At 70.8% G+C, this 15309-nt stretch carries 16 protein-coding genes and 2 pseudogenes; 10 read left to right on the top strand and 8 right to left on the bottom strand.

Going from position 1 to position 15309, the window contains the following annotated elements:
- Positions 1-97: 97 nt before the first annotated feature.
- Positions 98-840 (top strand): annotated as a pseudogene (locus ACZ4YL_RS19635) (hypothetical protein).
- A gap of 153 nt (positions 841-993) precedes the next feature.
- Entirely contained in the window at positions 994-1401 is a 408-nt protein-coding gene (locus ACZ4YL_RS19630; protein WP_468117880.1) for a hypothetical protein, read from the top strand.
- A 41-nt stretch (positions 1402-1442) separates the two neighbouring features.
- On the opposite strand, the gene ACZ4YL_RS19625 is transcribed toward ACZ4YL_RS19630, so the two are convergent.
- The 3 genes from ACZ4YL_RS19625 to ACZ4YL_RS19615 all read right to left on the bottom strand — a co-directional run bounded on the left by ACZ4YL_RS19625 (position 1443) and on the right by ACZ4YL_RS19615 (position 4327).
- Positions 1443-1895, bottom strand: a complete 453-nt coding sequence (locus tag ACZ4YL_RS19625) for an ATP-binding protein (RefSeq protein ID WP_468118192.1) — start codon at positions 1893-1895, stop codon at positions 1443-1445.
- Between the two features lie 543 nt (positions 1896-2438).
- The gene (locus ACZ4YL_RS19620; RefSeq protein WP_468117878.1) at positions 2439-3431 is read right to left on the bottom strand and encodes a 3-oxoacyl-ACP synthase III family protein; all 993 of its coding nucleotides are present in this window, start codon (positions 3429-3431) and stop codon (positions 2439-2441) included.
- Positions 3428-4327, bottom strand: coding sequence for an SDR family NAD(P)-dependent oxidoreductase (locus tag ACZ4YL_RS19615; RefSeq protein WP_468117876.1), 900 nt, complete (start codon positions 4325-4327; stop codon positions 3428-3430). Before ACZ4YL_RS19615 ends, ACZ4YL_RS19620 begins: the two co-directional genes overlap by 4 nt.
- A gap of 270 nt (positions 4328-4597) precedes the next feature.
- On the opposite strand from ACZ4YL_RS19615, the gene ACZ4YL_RS19610 reads away from it, so the two are divergent.
- Positions 4598-4801, top strand: a complete 204-nt coding sequence (locus tag ACZ4YL_RS19610) for a cold-shock protein (protein WP_468117874.1) — start codon at positions 4598-4600, stop codon at positions 4799-4801.
- A 293-nt stretch (positions 4802-5094) separates the two neighbouring features.
- Here ACZ4YL_RS19610 and ACZ4YL_RS19605 read toward each other — a convergent pair whose 3' ends face one another.
- The 4 genes and pseudogenes from ACZ4YL_RS19605 to ACZ4YL_RS19590 form a co-directional block, all read right to left on the bottom strand.
- Positions 5095-5556, bottom strand: a complete 462-nt coding sequence (locus ACZ4YL_RS19605) for a DoxX family protein (RefSeq protein WP_468117873.1) — start codon at positions 5554-5556, stop codon at positions 5095-5097.
- Positions 5557-5638: 82 nt separating this feature from the next.
- Positions 5639-6190 carry a YdeI/OmpD-associated family protein gene (locus tag ACZ4YL_RS19600; RefSeq protein WP_468117871.1) on the bottom strand — a complete coding sequence of 184 codons (552 nt, stop codon included), beginning with the start codon at positions 6188-6190 and terminating at the stop codon, positions 5639-5641.
- 193 nt (positions 6191-6383) lie between these two features.
- Positions 6384-7049: a glyoxalase gene (locus ACZ4YL_RS19595; protein ID WP_468117869.1), complete on the bottom strand. Its 666-nt coding sequence runs from the start codon at positions 7047-7049 to the stop codon at positions 6384-6386.
- Positions 7049-7367: pseudogene (locus ACZ4YL_RS19590) on the bottom strand (helix-turn-helix domain-containing protein); the annotation flags it as partial. The gene ACZ4YL_RS19595 and the pseudogene ACZ4YL_RS19590, both read right to left, overlap by 1 nt.
- A 57-nt stretch (positions 7368-7424) precedes the next feature.
- Between ACZ4YL_RS19590 and ACZ4YL_RS19585 the strand changes: the two are divergent.
- Together ACZ4YL_RS19585 and ACZ4YL_RS19580 are read left to right on the top strand one after the other, a co-directional pair.
- Positions 7425-7550: a hypothetical protein gene (locus ACZ4YL_RS19585; RefSeq protein WP_468117867.1), complete on the top strand. Its 126-nt coding sequence runs from the start codon at positions 7425-7427 to the stop codon at positions 7548-7550.
- Positions 7551-7638: 88 nt separating this feature from the next.
- The gene (locus tag ACZ4YL_RS19580; protein WP_468117865.1) at positions 7639-8115 is read left to right on the top strand and encodes a hypothetical protein; all 477 of its coding nucleotides are present in this window, start codon (positions 7639-7641) and stop codon (positions 8113-8115) included.
- Between the two features lie 645 nt (positions 8116-8760).
- Here ACZ4YL_RS19580 and ACZ4YL_RS19575 read toward each other — a convergent pair.
- Complete coding sequence (locus ACZ4YL_RS19575) at positions 8761-9252, bottom strand: hypothetical protein (protein ID WP_468117863.1); 492 nt, start codon at positions 9250-9252, stop codon at positions 8761-8763.
- Positions 9253-9614: 362 nt separating this feature from the next.
- Here ACZ4YL_RS19575 and ACZ4YL_RS19570 point away from each other — a divergent pair, with 362 nt between their 5' ends.
- The 5 genes from ACZ4YL_RS19570 (at position 9615) to ACZ4YL_RS19550 (ending at position 15194) form a co-directional block, all read left to right on the top strand.
- Positions 9615-10817 (top strand): FG-GAP repeat domain-containing protein, encoded by a 1203-nt coding sequence (locus ACZ4YL_RS19570; protein ID WP_468117861.1) that lies wholly within the window; start codon positions 9615-9617, stop codon positions 10815-10817.
- A gap of 885 nt (positions 10818-11702) precedes the next feature.
- Entirely contained in the window at positions 11703-12029 is a 327-nt protein-coding gene (locus ACZ4YL_RS19565; RefSeq protein WP_468117860.1) for a GYD domain-containing protein, read from the top strand.
- A gap of 327 nt (positions 12030-12356) precedes the next feature.
- A complete protein-coding gene (locus ACZ4YL_RS19560; RefSeq protein ID WP_468117859.1) occupies positions 12357-13268 on the top strand; it encodes a lysostaphin resistance A-like protein in 912 nt (303 codons plus the stop codon).
- 22 nt (positions 13269-13290) lie between these two features.
- Positions 13291-14598 (top strand): sensor histidine kinase, encoded by a 1308-nt coding sequence (locus ACZ4YL_RS19555; RefSeq protein ID WP_468117858.1) that lies wholly within the window; start codon positions 13291-13293, stop codon positions 14596-14598.
- Positions 14550-15194 (top strand): response regulator transcription factor, encoded by a 645-nt coding sequence (locus ACZ4YL_RS19550; RefSeq protein WP_468117857.1) that lies wholly within the window; start codon positions 14550-14552, stop codon positions 15192-15194. The genes ACZ4YL_RS19555 and ACZ4YL_RS19550 overlap by 49 nt, the downstream gene beginning before the upstream one ends.
- Positions 15195-15309: the final 115 nt, after the last annotated feature.

Raw genomic sequence — 15309 nt, 5'->3', positions numbered from 1 at the left:
CGCTTCGTTCCTCTCCCCCCCCCCCCCCCCCCCCACCCCCCCCCCCCCCCCCCCCTCCCCCCCCCCCCCCCCGGGACCACACACAGTCAGGAAGCCGATGGGAACCGCGAGCCGAGTGCCACAGAGACGTGACGTGGCCGGCGAGGAACTGTCCGCGGACGAGGCCTGGTCCGCGCTGCGCCGCCACGGAGGATGGAGCCTGGTCAGGGACTCCTTCGTACGCTTTCGCCACGCGGACGGCTTCAGCCACTCCCGCGCCCTCGCCCTGCAGACCGTCCTGTCCAGCGTGCTCCTCGCCATCGCCGCCATCGGCCTGTCCAGCGTCCTCCACACCGAGGGAATCGGCCGCGTGGCCGGGCTGACGATCGGACGGATCACCAGTGGTCCCAGCCGGGAAGTGGTCGACGGGGCCCTGCGCGAGAGCCGCCGCCATGCCGGCGATGGCGGCCGGGCCGCCCTCTGGCGGGGCCTGCTCTTCTCCCTCGTCAACGTCGTCACGAGCCTGTGCCAGGTCGAACGCGGCGCCAACCGGATCCATCGCAACGAACGCGACCGGCCCTTCCTGCGCAAGTACGCCTGCGGGCTCGTCATGGCGGCCCTCGCGGGTCTTCCGCTGGGGCTCAGCTTCGTCCGATCACGGCGACCTGGGCGTTGAGCCTGTACGTCGGCGCCAGCAGCACCTTCACCAGCGTGTACGGCCCCCTCAGCGCCCTCGTCTCGCTGCTGCTGTGGTCCTGCCTGACCTCCCTGGCCCTGTTCCTGAGCCTCTCCTTCGCCGCCCAGCTGGAAGCCGTACGAGCCGGCGTGCGCGAACCGGTCGCACGGGACCCCGGAGTCTGACGACCCGCCCACACCGCCGCCCGAACGCCCCCGACCGAAAGCCGCGTACCCGTGGCACAGCGCCCGCCTCGCTCCCGATGCCGCACAGGCCGCGCGTTCCTGGCCGGCTGTTCCGGGCCGGACGCGGCCTTCGGGACGAGACTGCTGCTGACGGTGACGGCGACGACCGCCGTGACCGTGCCGTTCGTACTGGCCCTCGTGCTCGTCGAATCCCGGTGGCCCCCGCTCCACCGCCTCGACCGGGACACAGCCGAACGGCTCCACAGCGCCGCCGTCGAAGACCCGGCGCAGGTGCGGGTCCTGGGCTTCCTCACGGACGCGGTGCGGGACCCGGTGACCCTGAGGCTCCTGGTGGCCGCCTTGGTGGTGTGGCTCCTGAGGCATCGCGCGTGGCGCCTGGCGGCCTGGGCCGCCGTCACCGAGACGGCCGGCGCCCTCATAGGGTTCCTCACGAAGAACGGCCTCGGGGAGGGACTGGAGCCCGAGATCTCCGGGACCGAACCCGAGCCGATCCTCGGAACATCCGGTCGGCCCGGGCCCACGGACGGACCGACCGGATGACCGCGCGTCCGGCACTCACGCCACCGCGCGGGAACGGGCCGTCACGTGTCGGGGGATTCGCCGGCCGGCGGCCCCGAGTGACCCCTCACGGTGTGCGGGGCGGGCGTCACCCCGGGATGGAAACAGGCGGTGATCGTCTTGCCGCCGTGGAAGGAATGGGCGTCCCAGGCATCGGCGAGGGCGTCGATGATGGCGAGTCCCCGTCCCGAAGTCGCCTCGCGTGAGGGGTCGCGCGGGGCCGGCAGGTACGGGTCGCCGTCGGCGACGCTGACGTGCAGGCACCGGCCGTCCCAGGTGAGCACCAGCCCGGCGCCGCTGTGGGCGTGGACATGCGCGTTGGTGACGAGCTCCGACACCGTCAGCAGGACGGAGTGCGCCGTGTCGGGGGCGTCCGTCGTCCACTGCAGGGAGTCGAGGCGTTCCGCGGTCCACCGGCGGGCCTCGCGCACCCCTCGGTGTACGGGGAAGGAAGTGGCCCACCCCTTGGCACGTATGGACACCGCGCTCACCTCGCTTGCGCTCTCGTGTGACGCCGGACCGGACGGGTCGGGACGCTGGTCAGAACCGGCTCGCCCGGTGCCGGGCACGGTGCCCGCCCCTGCGGTGGACGAGCAGCAGGGCCAACGCCATCGGCGCGATCAGCAGGACCATCGTCGTCATGGGAGCGCTCCTTCCCTCGTAGTCCGTTCCTCCTGCGCGTGTGGCCGCTATGTCGCCTCTGAAACCCCGGTCTCTGCCGCCCGGCTGCCGAGCAGGGAGGCGTCCGTCTCCTGGATCTGCCCGTGTGGCTGGAGAGTCGGGTCGGCCCGCTGTCCGTCGGGTCCGGCTGAACCGTTCAACAGCGCGAGCGCGGCCGCCACCGGATGTGGTGTGGCGCACCGCCTCGCGGTGAGGCGGCGGACGTTGCCCTTCCGGCGCCGGAGGGCCGGCACAGGCCGCGTGGCCTCCGCGGGGCTTCACCCCCGTTCGGGTTACCTCTCCGCGTGGCTGCCTTGCCTCGACGCCATGCCGGGGCCTGTGCCCGGGGACGTGGTGTGTCACCAGCGCAGCAGCATCACTGCGCCGCTGGCTCCACTGGCGAGGCCGAACAGTGCGACCGTGTCGCCGGGGGCCAGGCGGCGGTCGTGGACTGCTCGGGCGAGTTGGAGGGGCAGGGTCGCGGCGGCGGCGTTCCCCGTGTGGGGGAAGGTCGGGATGATCTGCGCGGGGTCGATGTCCATGCGGGCGCGGAAGGCGTCCACGAAAGGCTGGGACGGCTGGTGGACGCAGACGAGGTCGAGTTCGCGGACGTCGACGTCCTGTTCCTTCAGCCACTGGGCTGCCTGGGCGTCCAGGCCGCTGAAGGAGGCCAGAAGTGCGTCGGAGTCGACGTGGAGGCCCTGGAGGTGGGTGGGGGCGTGATGGGGGTCGTAGAGGGTGGCGGCGGGCCAGCTCGCGGAGTTGGCCAGGAACACGGAGCTGGTGATGCCCGGGACGGGTGAGGCCTCCACCAGGAGGGCTGCGCCCATGTCGGCCCCGGTCAGGGAGGTGAGTCCGGTGCGCAGCTGGGTCCGGTCCAGCTCCCAGCGGGAGAGACGGGTGAGGGTTTCCCCGCAGGTGATCAGGACACGGCGGTGCTGGCCGGTGCGGATCAGGGCGTCGGCGACCTGGAGGGCGTTGATGACCCCGTTGCAGGCGTTGCCGATGTCGAAGGCGGGACAGGACAGGCCTGTCTTCGCCGCGACGATGTGGGCGTTGGCGGGTTCGCGGACGTCGGCGCTGACGGCCGCGAAGAGGAGCAGGCCGATGTCGGCGGCCTGTAGTCGCGCGGAGTCCAGGAGCCTGGTCGCGGCGCGTGCGGCGAGGTCGGACGGCAGGTCCGCGGGGTCGGCGAGAGTGCGCTCGTACAGGCCGAAGGCGCGCCGGAGCAGGCCGGGAGGGAGTGTGAGAGAAGGGCTGTGGTGGTGCAGGCGTTGTTCGATCTCGGTGGCGCTCTGGCGTCCGGTGGGCAGGTGGACCGAGGCGTGGGTGATGCGGCTGTAGGTGTTCACGCCCGCTCCTTCGCACCGGCGGAGGGCCGACGCGGGCCCGGGCCGGGCGGGGGTACCGGTGGCGGGACGGCCGCGGGGGTGCGGGGCAGACCGGTGACGGCGTGCTTGAGACGGTCGGTCCACGCCAGCGGCAGCAACGTGTGGAGCGGGACCAGGAGACGGGCGTCGCGCCCCACGACGTAACGCGGGCGCGGCCGGCGGGCCGTCAGGCACGCCTCGACGGTGCGTGCCACCGGCTCAGGCCCGGGCACCCGGCGGTCCACGGACGTGAACAGGCGGGCCGTGGCCTCGTATCCGGGACTGCCGGGCTCGCGGACGGTGTCGAGGTCGGTCAGCGCACGGCCGAGCATGGGGGTGGCGAACGCGCCGGGCTCCACCAGGCAGACACGGACACCGAGGTGGGCCGCCTCTACGCGCAGGCAGTGCGTGAGCGCGGAGAGAGCGTGCTTGCCCGCGCTGTACCAGGCTCCCATCGGCCACGGGACACGGCCCAGGCCTGAGGAGATGTTCACGATCCGGCCGCCACCGCGGGCGGCCATGCCCGACAGAACCATCCGGCACAGCCGGGCCGGACCCAGCAGATTCACCTCCAGCAGATAGCGGGCCTGCTCGTCACCGACGTCGGCCAGCGCACCCGCCTGCGGGATACCGGCGTTGTTCACCAGCGCCCACGGGCCGCCACCGGTCATCTCCGCGACATCGCCCAGCGCCGTGCGGCAGGACTGTGCGCACGCGACGTCCAACTGCACGGTGCGCAGAGTCAGGCCGCGCTCGGCAGCGGCTGCTTCCAGCTGCTTCGCCTTGTCCTGGTCGCGTGCTCCGGCGATCACGTCCCAGCCCGCGCCCGCGAGTCGGAACACGATCACCCGGCCGAACCCGCCCGTCGCCCCCGTCACCAGTACACTCCGCCCGCCCGACGGCACGGCCACGCGCCCACACCCTTCCCAGCCCAACCTTGATGCCGCAGCCGTCCCGGCCACGCCCCTCACAGGGGACAACGACACGTCCCCGTCGAGGATGTGGCCCCGAGTGCCGGGCGACACGGCGGGCCGGCTCGTCGGCGCGCACGACCCGGGTCTGGGGTTTTGTCTTGGGGCGGTTGGGGAGTATCGGCGTGCAGCCGGGTGCGGATCGTGTTCTCGGCGATGTCTTCCAAGGGGTTGGGTATGGCTGAGGGGACTGTGAAGTGGTTCAACGGGGAGAAGGGCTTCGGTTTCATCTCTCCGGATGAGGGCGGTGCGGACGTCTTCGTTCACTTCAGCGCGATCCAGGGCTCCGGGTTCAGGAACCTGGAGGAGAATCAGCGGGTGGAGTTCGAGATCACCCAGGGACAGCGTGGGCCGCAGGCGGACAAGGTGAGAGCCCTCTGACTTACTGTCGGCCTGGTTCGGCGTCAGCGGGATCAGGCCCTGGGGCTGTCGCTCTTGGAGATCGGGCCGGGCTGCACCCCGGCCGGGGGCCGGCAGAACCGGCCCATGATGATCACGATGCGGTCCGCTGTCGCGGCCGCCGCTGCAGGGGGCGGCCCTTCTTGGTACCCGGGTGAACGGAACAAGGGGATCGGCCGTGCCGCCGCCGGAGAGCTCGCCGAGCGGGGCATGACCGTCCTGATCAGCGCCCGGTCCAGCGGCAGGGCGATGAGGCCGCCGCGGGTCGGTGCAGGTCAGGGATTCCCTCTACGGTGCTGCACCCTTGTCATTTCGTTGGATGGACGTGGTGTTCGGACTGTCGGCGCGGCAGGAGCCCGCAGCAGGTCCCGCCAGTCGGCGGGCCAATTGGCCAGCGCGAGGATGCCCATGATGAGGAGGTGGGTCGGCGCGGCCCAGCTCTCCACCGCCGGGTCATGGTTGACGATGTGGGTGGTGACCGCGCCGGTGAGCACGAACATCAGCGTCGTGGCACCCAGGAAGCGTGTTCGCTTGTTGGGGATCACCAGCAGGACGGCGGCTGCACCTTCCAGGGCACCGACCACGAAGCGCATCCAGGACGGGTAACCCCAATCGACGAACTTCGCGGAGTACGCCGAGCTGAATATCGTGTCGTCCGGCCAGTACTTGGTCACGGCGCCCAGCGCGAACTCAAAGGCCAGGAACCAGTACAAACCGGTCATGAGTCGCTTCGACATACGTGTCCCTTCAGGAGGAATTGGGCAGGGTTGGGCCTCCGCACGGCGACTGCAGTGCCGCCGGAGTCTTTGCTTTCGGGGGTCAGCCCCGCAGGGTGGCGATGGCCTTCTCGATACGCCGTCGGCGCGTCTCGGGGCTCTTCGCGCTCTCGATGGCGCGCACATGCTCCTGCTTGCGGCTGTAGGCAAGGTTGTCGTACGCGGCGCGGGCGACCGGGTCGTCGTCCAGGGCGCGGGCGAAGTCGGGAGGCTCGACGAGGACGCGCGGCTCGGTGTCGACCTCGACCTCGACTTCCTCGCCGATCGCGACACCCGCGGCCTGCCGGTTGGCATTGCTGAGGCCGAGCAGGTGGCGGCCTCGCATGATGGCGACCCGGCTCTTCCAGGAATGCCCGTTGAGCGTGATCGCCACTGGCGGCCGCGCGCCCCCGCCGAGCGCTGCTACCACCTCGGGCGGAACTTCCAGGCCCCGCATGGGCTCGGGTGGCTCGACATGGGCCCGGAATTTCATGATCTTTCTCCTGTTGTTCCGCCGGCTCACCGCGGGTCCGGCGAAGGTGCCGCCGTAGCCGCCCCACGGCAGAGCACCGGCGGGCTGGAGGACCGTGGCACCGGCCTCCTGGGCTTCCGCCATGGTCTCCTCGACCCGTGCCTCACTGCGGACGACGTAGGTCAGAACCAGCCCACTGAAGCCGCTGCCTTCCGGGTCCCGTGCCCACCTGGTCGGCCAGACCCTCGCGGATGGATACGTGACGGACATCCGGGCCAGGGCCCGGCTGTCGCATCGGCGTGTGTTCTGCGGTCAATCGGTATGACAGGGCCGGGAGTCAGGACAGCGTGGGGGTGAGCGACGCGGCAGCCTCCCAGGCGAACCCGTCCGGGTCGATGAAGGCGTCGGCGGTGCTGCCGAGGACGATGCGGTGCGAGCCGGTGCCGTCGGCGGGGACGCCGAGATCCTTGGCAAGGGCACGGCGCTTGTACAGCGCCAGCTTGACGGGGCTGTACTGACCTGGGGCGAACTCGGCGTACTTGCCACCGAAGCTCTTGGACACGGTCAGGCCCCGGCCGACGTAGAACTGCTTGGTGGCCTTCACGTCCTCGACGCCGATCAGCAGGACGACCTCGTCGATCTCGCGGGTGGCGGGGCCGGTGTCCTTCTTCGCCGAGGTCGCGATCTTCCAGATCGTCCCGTCCGGGGCCTGGACGACGCCGCTGTAGCCCCACAGCGACTTCGCGGCGGGCTTCAGCACCGTGGCGCCGGCGTCCACGGCAGCGCCGACGAAGCTGTCGACGGTGGCCGGCCCGGCCACCGTGAGCGCCAGGGTGAAGCCGCGGAATCCGGTGGACGGCGCCTCGGACGCCCGCAGGCGTATGTACGTGTCCACGCCGAAGGCGCTGTAGAAGTGGCGAGCGGCCTCGGGGTCGGCCACCTCAAGGGTGACGGACGCGAGGGACGTGTTGGCTGCGGTGAAAGTGGTGGTTGCCATGACCATCACGCTAGGGGCTGCGCGGCGGCCGGGGCTTCTCGATTCCTGACCGGTCTTGAGACTCGCTTCGCCACGTACGTCGGGATCCCCTCCACCTTGATCGCCGACCCCGCATCGCGGGCCGTACCCGCAGCATCGCAATGGTCGCCCGCCGCATTCGCCGCATAGGCCAGCTCGGTGAAGCGGGTGGTGAACGTTCCCGGCGACGCGCAGCCGACCGCGAAGCAGACCTCGGTGACGCTGAAGGTCGCCCCGCAGCAGCAGCGCCGTCGCCCGCTCGATGCGACGCGTCATCAGGTACGCGTACGGCGACTCACCCTGGGCGCCCGGGTGGGCGACCGGCAGGGCAGGCACGGCCGCTCTGGTGCGCCGACGCGTTCCTTGGCGGATCGCCGGGCGGGCCGGGCCGCGGCGGCGAACTGGCGACACCGGCATGACGACTTCCCGGCCCTGACCGGCGGCACCCCGTCGAGCCCGCAGTTCGACCGGGCCGCGGTCGTCGCCTAGCGGCGGTGTCCCGTCTCACCAGCTCAGGCGGCACGTCTGAGTATTCGTACTCAGGACCCGGACCGGTCGGGCTGCGAATCTCAGCTGCATGAACAAGATCTACGGGGTTTTAGCGGGAAGCGCGGTTGCCGGTGCGGTCACGGGCTGGATGGCCAGGGTCCTGTGGCTGTGGTCGATCGCGGAGGACGAGCGTAGCTGCGCGGACAGCGTCACGTTCTGCTTCTCCCTCTACCCGTTTGTGGGGATCGGGCTGTGGATGCTCCTGGCTGTGCCGGTGCTCCTGCTGGCCCTGTGGATGCTGGACGTACGGCCGTTGAAGGCGACGGTCGCGGCGTCGTTCGCCCTTCAATGGTTCATCGTCGTCGTTCTCGCCGGTCTTTCCCGGCGGGATCTCCCCGAGTCCGTGGCCCTGAATGACGGGGTCATGGCGGCGGGCCCGGTACTGGTCGCGCTCTGCGCCGATCCGGCGCGGCGCAGGGTGGGGCTGGTCGGCACAGGCGTGCTGGTGACGGTATGCCTCGCTCTCGTCTGGTTCTCCATTCACGTGAGCGGACATTTCCTCTGAAGGCCGATCGGCATCGACGAACAGGTACTCGAATCCGCAGGTGAGTGAGGTGTTGGCCGTCGCTGCTGGAGCAGATCGTGCACGTGAGCCCGCTGCCCGGCCCGGAGCGAGTACTTCGCCCACGGCGTCGTCGTCGCCTACATCCGGGCCTTCGCGCAGCAGGGTTCTTGCCGGCGACGTCCTGGTGCTCGACGCAGATGCGCTCCGCGGGGAGCAACCGCGTACTCGGAGCGGGTCAACGGCGGGCCTCAGCCGGAAGAGGGGTGCGAATAGCGACTGCGGGGATCGGCACCTGTAAGGGCCGCTCGCAGCCCCCGTGGCGCTGTCGACTGCGGGCAGGTCCGGCAGCCGTCATACGTCGCCGGTTACCGCCCCGGTCGCCGGCATCCAGTCCGACTCCGACTCCGACTCCGACCTCTGCCCTGCCACCTCCGACAGCGGCCCGGGCGAACCCGGCCAGGACGGCCTGCGGGCTGTCAGCGTCCGCTGCTTCACTACCGGCATGACCCACGCCCATGAAGACCCGGAGTAAGCCGTCCGCACGCTCGTCCACATCGCCCGACACGGCGCCGCCCACCGGCGCCAGGCCAGGTGCCGTGTACCGGGTGCGGGCCGGGCCGCTGAGCGGCCCGGCCCTTCAGCGGATCAGGCGTGTACCGGGCGCCATGGGGTGCACTGGCGCTCGCTGCCCTTCACGACGCACCCACGCAGCTTGTAGGGGTGCCCCTCGGGCAAGTTGCCGGATACGACCTTCATGTAGATCGCCTTGTGGCCGCGCGTGGAGGCGATGCGGCCGTTGCTCAGCTCGGCCTCGACCGCCCAGCCGTCGGGGCTGATGTCCTTCGCGATAAGGGAGTCGCCCGGGATGTCGGGCGCGGGCTGCGGGTCCGCGTTCCAGCGGACGAAGCCCATGTCGTGGCCGTCCCGGGGGCTGGTGATGTGGACCGTGAGCGACCCGTCCGCCGACATCGCGGTACGCCCCGAGACCCCGGTCAGGGACACCGAGACGTCGATGTCGGTCGCGAGGTCACCCGTCTCGTCGGCGATGGCGGTTCCGGCCCCGGCGGTCAGCGCCACGCCGACGAACAGGGCGGACGAACCGAGAACCGCACCGATGCGCTTGTGTATCGAACTCATGATTTCCTTCGTTCCCGCGCACGACAGCACACCGCCGCACGCACGCTCTCCGCCAGCCTCGAACGTCGCTGGCGGTCAGTCAAAACCACTGTAGCCAGGCCCCTTTGAAACCCTACTGACGGGTACCCTTCGAATCGGCGGCGCGCCCGACAACGCAGCGACGTGCGGTGCCGGCGACCGTGAGGAGATGAGCGCCGGTATCGCGCCCGACGGCTCCGCCGGTCGGGGCGTGCCCCCAGTCGACGAAGGCCGAGCTGCTCTCCCTCTCCTTCGACGGCGTGCTCACGCTCTACGAGACCGGCCTGCAAGGCACTTCCGCACCTCTGTGGTCCGGCAGCGGCTGGTAGAAGTACAACCACCTCGTGGCCACCGGCGACGTGACCGGGGACCACCACCCCGACCTGCTGGCCCGCGACCACGTCGGCGACCTGTGGCTGTACACCGGCACCGGAACCGTCAGCAAACCCTTCAACACGCGGGTCAAGGTCGGCTCCGGCTGGGGCATGTACGACCAGATCGTCGGCGCGAGCGACGTCGACGGCGACGGCCTCGGCGACGTCCTCACCCGCACCCTGACCGGCGAGCTGTGGTTCCACAAGGGATCCGGAAGCGCCACCGCCCCGCTCAAGCCCCGCGTCAAGGTCGGCACCGGCTGGAACACGTACAACGTGATCAGCGGCCCGGACGACGTCGACGGGGACGGCATGAGCGACTTGATCGCCCGCAACCGCGACGGTGTGCAGTACTTCTACAAGTCGATCGGTGGCGGCAAGTTCGCCGCCCCCACCTACTACGGCAGTGGGTGGGAACGGAACAAGTTCATGGTCGGCGCCGGCACCACGCAGCTCTACGGCAAGTCACAGAACCTCATGACCGAGGCCAACGACACCCTCGCCAAGTACTACGCCCTGGCCAACGGCACCTATCTGACGCCGCCGACCAACGTCGGCACCGAGACGCCCGGCTCCCGCAACACCTACGCCACCGGGCTCAACAGCCACAACCACGCCAGCTACGTCCAGAACATCGGCAGCGACCTGTACATCCGCGGCCACAAGGTCAGCACGACGTGGAACTACACGCTCATGGCCGGCCCCGGTGACCTCACCGGCGACGGCAAGGGCGACCTCCTCAGCCGCGACTCCGCCGGCGTCCTGTGGCTGCACCCCGGCGACGGCGCGGTGGACACCAAGCTCGGCGCGCGCATCAAGGTCGGCACCGGCTGGAACGCCTACAACGCGCTCGTCGGCGCCGGCGACCACTCCGGCGACGGGCGGCCCGACCTGCTCGCCCGGGACACCTCCGGCCGGCTGTTCCTCTACAAGGGCACGGGGACGTCCACCGCGCCGTTCGCCGCCCGGGAACAGGTCGCCAGCGGCTGGAACGTGTACGACATGCTGGTCGTGCCGGGAGACATCGACGGTGACAGCAAGGGCGATGTGCTCGGCCGCCTCCCGAACGGCGACATGTACCTGTACACCTCGACGGGCAATACCGGCACCGCGACCTTCACGGCCGGGGTGAAGTTCGGCTCCGGCTGGAACATCTACAAGAACATGATCTGAGTCCCGCGGCCGCCCGGCGGCCAGTCCGCGATGAGCGATGGCGCGGGCCCGTCCACCGGCAGCAGCCGGCGGGCAGGCCCGCGTCCGTTGTGCTGCCGTGGCCCGCACGGGCCGGTACCGAGGCGCCCGCGACGGCCGGCGTGGTGGCGATCAGGGGGACGAGAAGTTGGGCAACGGACGTTGCCTGAACCGCACGCCTGTGAGTGGGCCGCCGGAACCTGGCCTCCGAGGGCGTTCCGTTGCCCGGGGCGCCACGGTTTCCGTGCCGCCTTGGCGAGTTTGCTCTTCCAGTCGTGTAGCAGCTCACGCGAGGCAGGCGCCGAGGAGAGCGGCGAGAAGCGCGACCGTCGGCAGCGCTCCCGCCCTGCGGCGTGGGGGAGCTGTGTGCTTCGGCTGGGCGGCGGAGGCGAACTGCAGCGCCTTCTCGTCTTCTGTGAAAGCTCCGGTAGTGCCAGCTCCTGGTGTGGCCGCCACTTCACCCGGGTGGGACCAAGCCCTTGTCCCCGCGCGTCAGGAGGACGCTGCTGCGGCAGCGGTGCGCAATGGCAGCGCGGGAGTGGCACCCGGTAGGTGTCCGGCATGCCGGTCACCGCGACCCGCTCGGTGCCTAAGGGCTGTCCCGCAATCCCCGGCGGGCGCACGACGTCAGCTACGGCACCTCGCCGCGTTGTCGGAACGCCCGAATACGCCCAGTATGAGGACGCCCCTCCGCCTTGCGATGCACCGCATCTGACGCCGTGCGCTGATCCACCGGGGATTACGGGACAGCCCTTAAGCGCTCGAACACCAAGTCGGGCGTCCCGGCTGTTCGGGCGAACCGCGATCTGCCCCGGCCTTTCTCCCACGCGGCGCGGGCATCCATGGGCGAAACGAAAGGGAGACACGATGCCGCTCTACCTATCGAGGTTCAGCTATACGCCGGAGACTTGGGCGAGGCTGATCGGCCACCCCGAGGACCGCGCAAACGCCGCTCGGGCCTACATCGAATCCGTCGGTGGAAAGCTCCACGGCTTCTGGTACGCCTTCGGCACGCACGACGGCTACAACCTCTGGGAGGCTCCGGACAACGTGTCCATGGCCGCGGTCGCGCTGGCGATCAGCGGAGGTGGCGCGCTCAGCTCGTTCGAGACGACCGTTCTCCTGAGCGTCGATGAAACGCTGGATGCCCTGCGCAGGGCCGAACAAATCGGGTATCGGGCTCCTGGCGAGTAGCGGCCCGCGAGCAGGGTCTGCTGCATCAGCGGGCCCGTGCCCGGTTCGATGACATCCACGACGTGGTCGAACTGACCTGAGTGACGAGGCGCCTCACGCGCGCCTCCAATCCGGCGGGCAGTGGCAGCAACTGCCGCGACGGCCGGTGACTCCCGAACTCGCCAGAACCGGTCCACCACCACGGCCTGACCCGCCCTTGAGAGGGGGTGTACCTGGATACACCCCTTCCGGCACTCACGTGCAGGGACGGCCCCGACCCCAACCGGCAGAGTCGGACGCGGGGCGTGACAGCCGCGCCCCCAGCGATCCACGGGGAGGCCGGGCACCATGCCGGACCACAAGCAGGACCAGGACCACAGGCCGGACCAGGACCAGGACCACAAGCAGGACCAGGAGCAGGGGCAGAAGCAGCGGCGAGTACCGCGCGGCGGATGGGCGGCGGAGACAGGGGTGTTCCTCGCCGTCGCCTTCCTGGCGGCGGGACTGTGCGGGGCGCTCCAGCCCGCGACCGGCATACCACCCGCGGTGCTGCAACTGACCCAGTTCGGCCCCGCCCTCGCCGTGGCGGCCGTGGCACTGCTGTGGCCCGGCCGGATCAGGGACCGGCTCACGGGAACGCTGCCCGCGCGCAGTAAAGGACCGGCAGACCACGAGGCCCGGCTGCCTTCCGGCAACCGGGCCGCCCTCCTCCTCACCCCCGCCCTGATCACCGCGCTGTCCGCCGGCGGCGCCCTGCTCACCTCCGGCTCCCTCCCCGTCACCAGGCCCCAAGCCTTCGCACACCCCCTCACCCTGCTCGTGACCGCCCAGCTCATCGGTGCCTGCGCCGAGGAGATCGGATGGCGCTGTTACCTCCAGCCACTGCTGCGCACCCGCTTCGGCCCGGTCACCGCCTCCGCCCTGGTCGGGACCGCCTGGGGCCTGTGGCACGTACCGGCCCTCGCCCAGGGGCCGGCCTACGCGGCCGGCTTCCTGACAGCCACCATCGCGATGTCCGTGATCCTCGGCCTGGCCCTGGAACGCGTACGGAGCAACCGGCTGCTGCTCGCGGGCGGCTTCCACACCCTGGTCAATCTCGGCATGCTGTTCGTGACGGACGAGACGTCCCCGGCAGCAGCGCCGATGGCGGTCTTCGGCGCCGCCTGCCTGGCCGCAGCACTCCCGTGGATCGCCTCCGCCCGCCGGGCGGCGACCGCGCCGGATAGGATCACCGCCGCAACAGCGGACGGACCGCGCTGACATGACGGAACCACAGGTGGGCATGGCACACGGAGACAGACGCCCCGGCATCGGCCTCAGGGGCGCGCTCGCCGACATCGGCCGCTGCCAGTTGCTCTCGCTGGCCGCGCTCGCCGTGTCCGGGGCCGGCGCCCTCGTGATCGGGGCGCTGCTCCTCCTGCCCATCGGCATCGGCTTCCTCCTGCTCCCGCCCGCCGCAGCGGCCCTGCGCCGCATCTCCGACCGCTACCGCGACTGGGCCGCCCGCTGGACGGGAACCGTGATCAGCCCGCCACAACCGCTCCCATCCCGCGCGACCCCACCCGAGAACTCCACCGGCCGCCACCGGCAGGCCCGCGCCGTCCTCGGCGACGACGGGTTCTGGCACGACCTGCGCTGGGCCTGGGCGGAGCCGTGGACGGGCGCACTGCTCGCCGCCGTGCCGCTGGCCCTCGTCGAGTACGGCCTCTTCGGCGCGGCCGTGCAGCCCTTCGTCTGGCGGCTCCTGGGCGGCGGCAACTGGTACGCCTTCATCCTGGTCGACTCCACCCCGGCGATGCTCGCCGCGTTCCTGCTCGGCCTCGGATTCGTCGCCGCGGGACTCAAACTGGCCCCCGCCACCCTGCGGCTCCACGCACGCTGGAGCAGACGCCTGCTGGCCGCCCCGCACACCACCGAACTCGTCCGCCGCATCGAACACCTCGCAGGGTCCCGCGCCGACATCCTCGATGTGCAGGCCGCCGAACTGCGCCGCATCGAGCGGGACCTGCACGACGGGGCACAGGCCCGCCTCGTCGCCCTGGGCATGACCCTCGACGAGGCCACCCGGCGCCTCGACCGTGACCCCGCGGCCGCCCGCGCACTCCTGCAGGAGGTACGCGCCACCTCCCAAAGGGCTCTCCAGGACCTCCGCGAACTCGTCCACGGCGTCCTGCCCCCGATACTCGCCGACCGCGGGCTCGGCGACGCGGTCCGCTCACTGGCCCTCGACAGCCACCTCGACGTGCGCATCGAGACAGCCCTGCCCGGCCGGCTCCCGGCTCCCGTGGAATCCGCCGGCTACTTCGCCGTCGCGGAACTCCTCGCCAACGCCGCCAAACACTCCGGCGCCCCCGAGGTCCACATCCGCCTCAGCCACACCGACGGCGCCCTGCGCGCCACGGTCACCGACGAAGGCCGCGGCGGCGCCGACCCCGACGGAAGCGGACTGCAAGGCGTACGCCGCCGCCTGGATCCCTTCGACGGAACCCTCGTCCTGCACAGCCCGCCGGGCGGCCCGACCACCGCGACCTTGGAGATACCGTGCGCGTCGTCCTCGCCGAAGACCTCTTCCTCCTCCGGGACGGACTGAGCCGCACCCTCCGGGAACACGGATTCGAGGTGATCGCCGCAGTCGACAACGGCCCCGCCCTGCTCAAAACACTCCTCGAAGAACAGCCGGACGTCGCCGTCGTCGACATCCGCCTGCCACCCACCTTCACCGACGAGGGCCTCCAAGCCGCCCTGGAAGCACGCCGATCACGGCCGGCGCTCCCGGTCCTCGTACTCTCCCAGTACGTCGACCAGCTCTACGCCCACGAACTCCTCGCCGGAGGCCAAGGCGCCATCGGCTACCTGCTCAAGGACCGGATTACGCACACCACCCAGTTCATCGACGCGGTACGCACCGTCGCCGCGGGCGGTACGGTCATGGACCCGCAGGTCATCGCACGGCTACTGGCCCGCAGCGACGCCCGGGGCACCACCGCCCAGCTGACACCGCGCGAACTGGACGTACTGGCCCTGATGGCCGAGGGCCGCTCCAACGCGGCCGTAGCGCAAACCCTGTTCATCAGCGAAAGCGCCGTCGCCAAACACACAGCCGCCATCTTCACCAAACTCCGGATCGAACCGTCCGCAGACGACAACCGCCGGGTACTGGCCGTCCTGGCCTACCTCAAACGCTAGCCACCGAATCGCTGCGGTTCCCCTCCGCGTAGCGAGCGTCTCCAACGACACATTCGTGCACCCTGCCGCGGCCGGCCGGCCGGCCGAGCCTAGATGCGGCGTAGCCGGGGGAGAG

It is taken from the genome of Streptomyces sp. NPDC030021 (assembly GCF_055574035.1).
The sequence above is the reverse complement of the archived record's forward strand: the minus strand, read 5'-3'. Positions and strand labels throughout refer to the sequence as shown.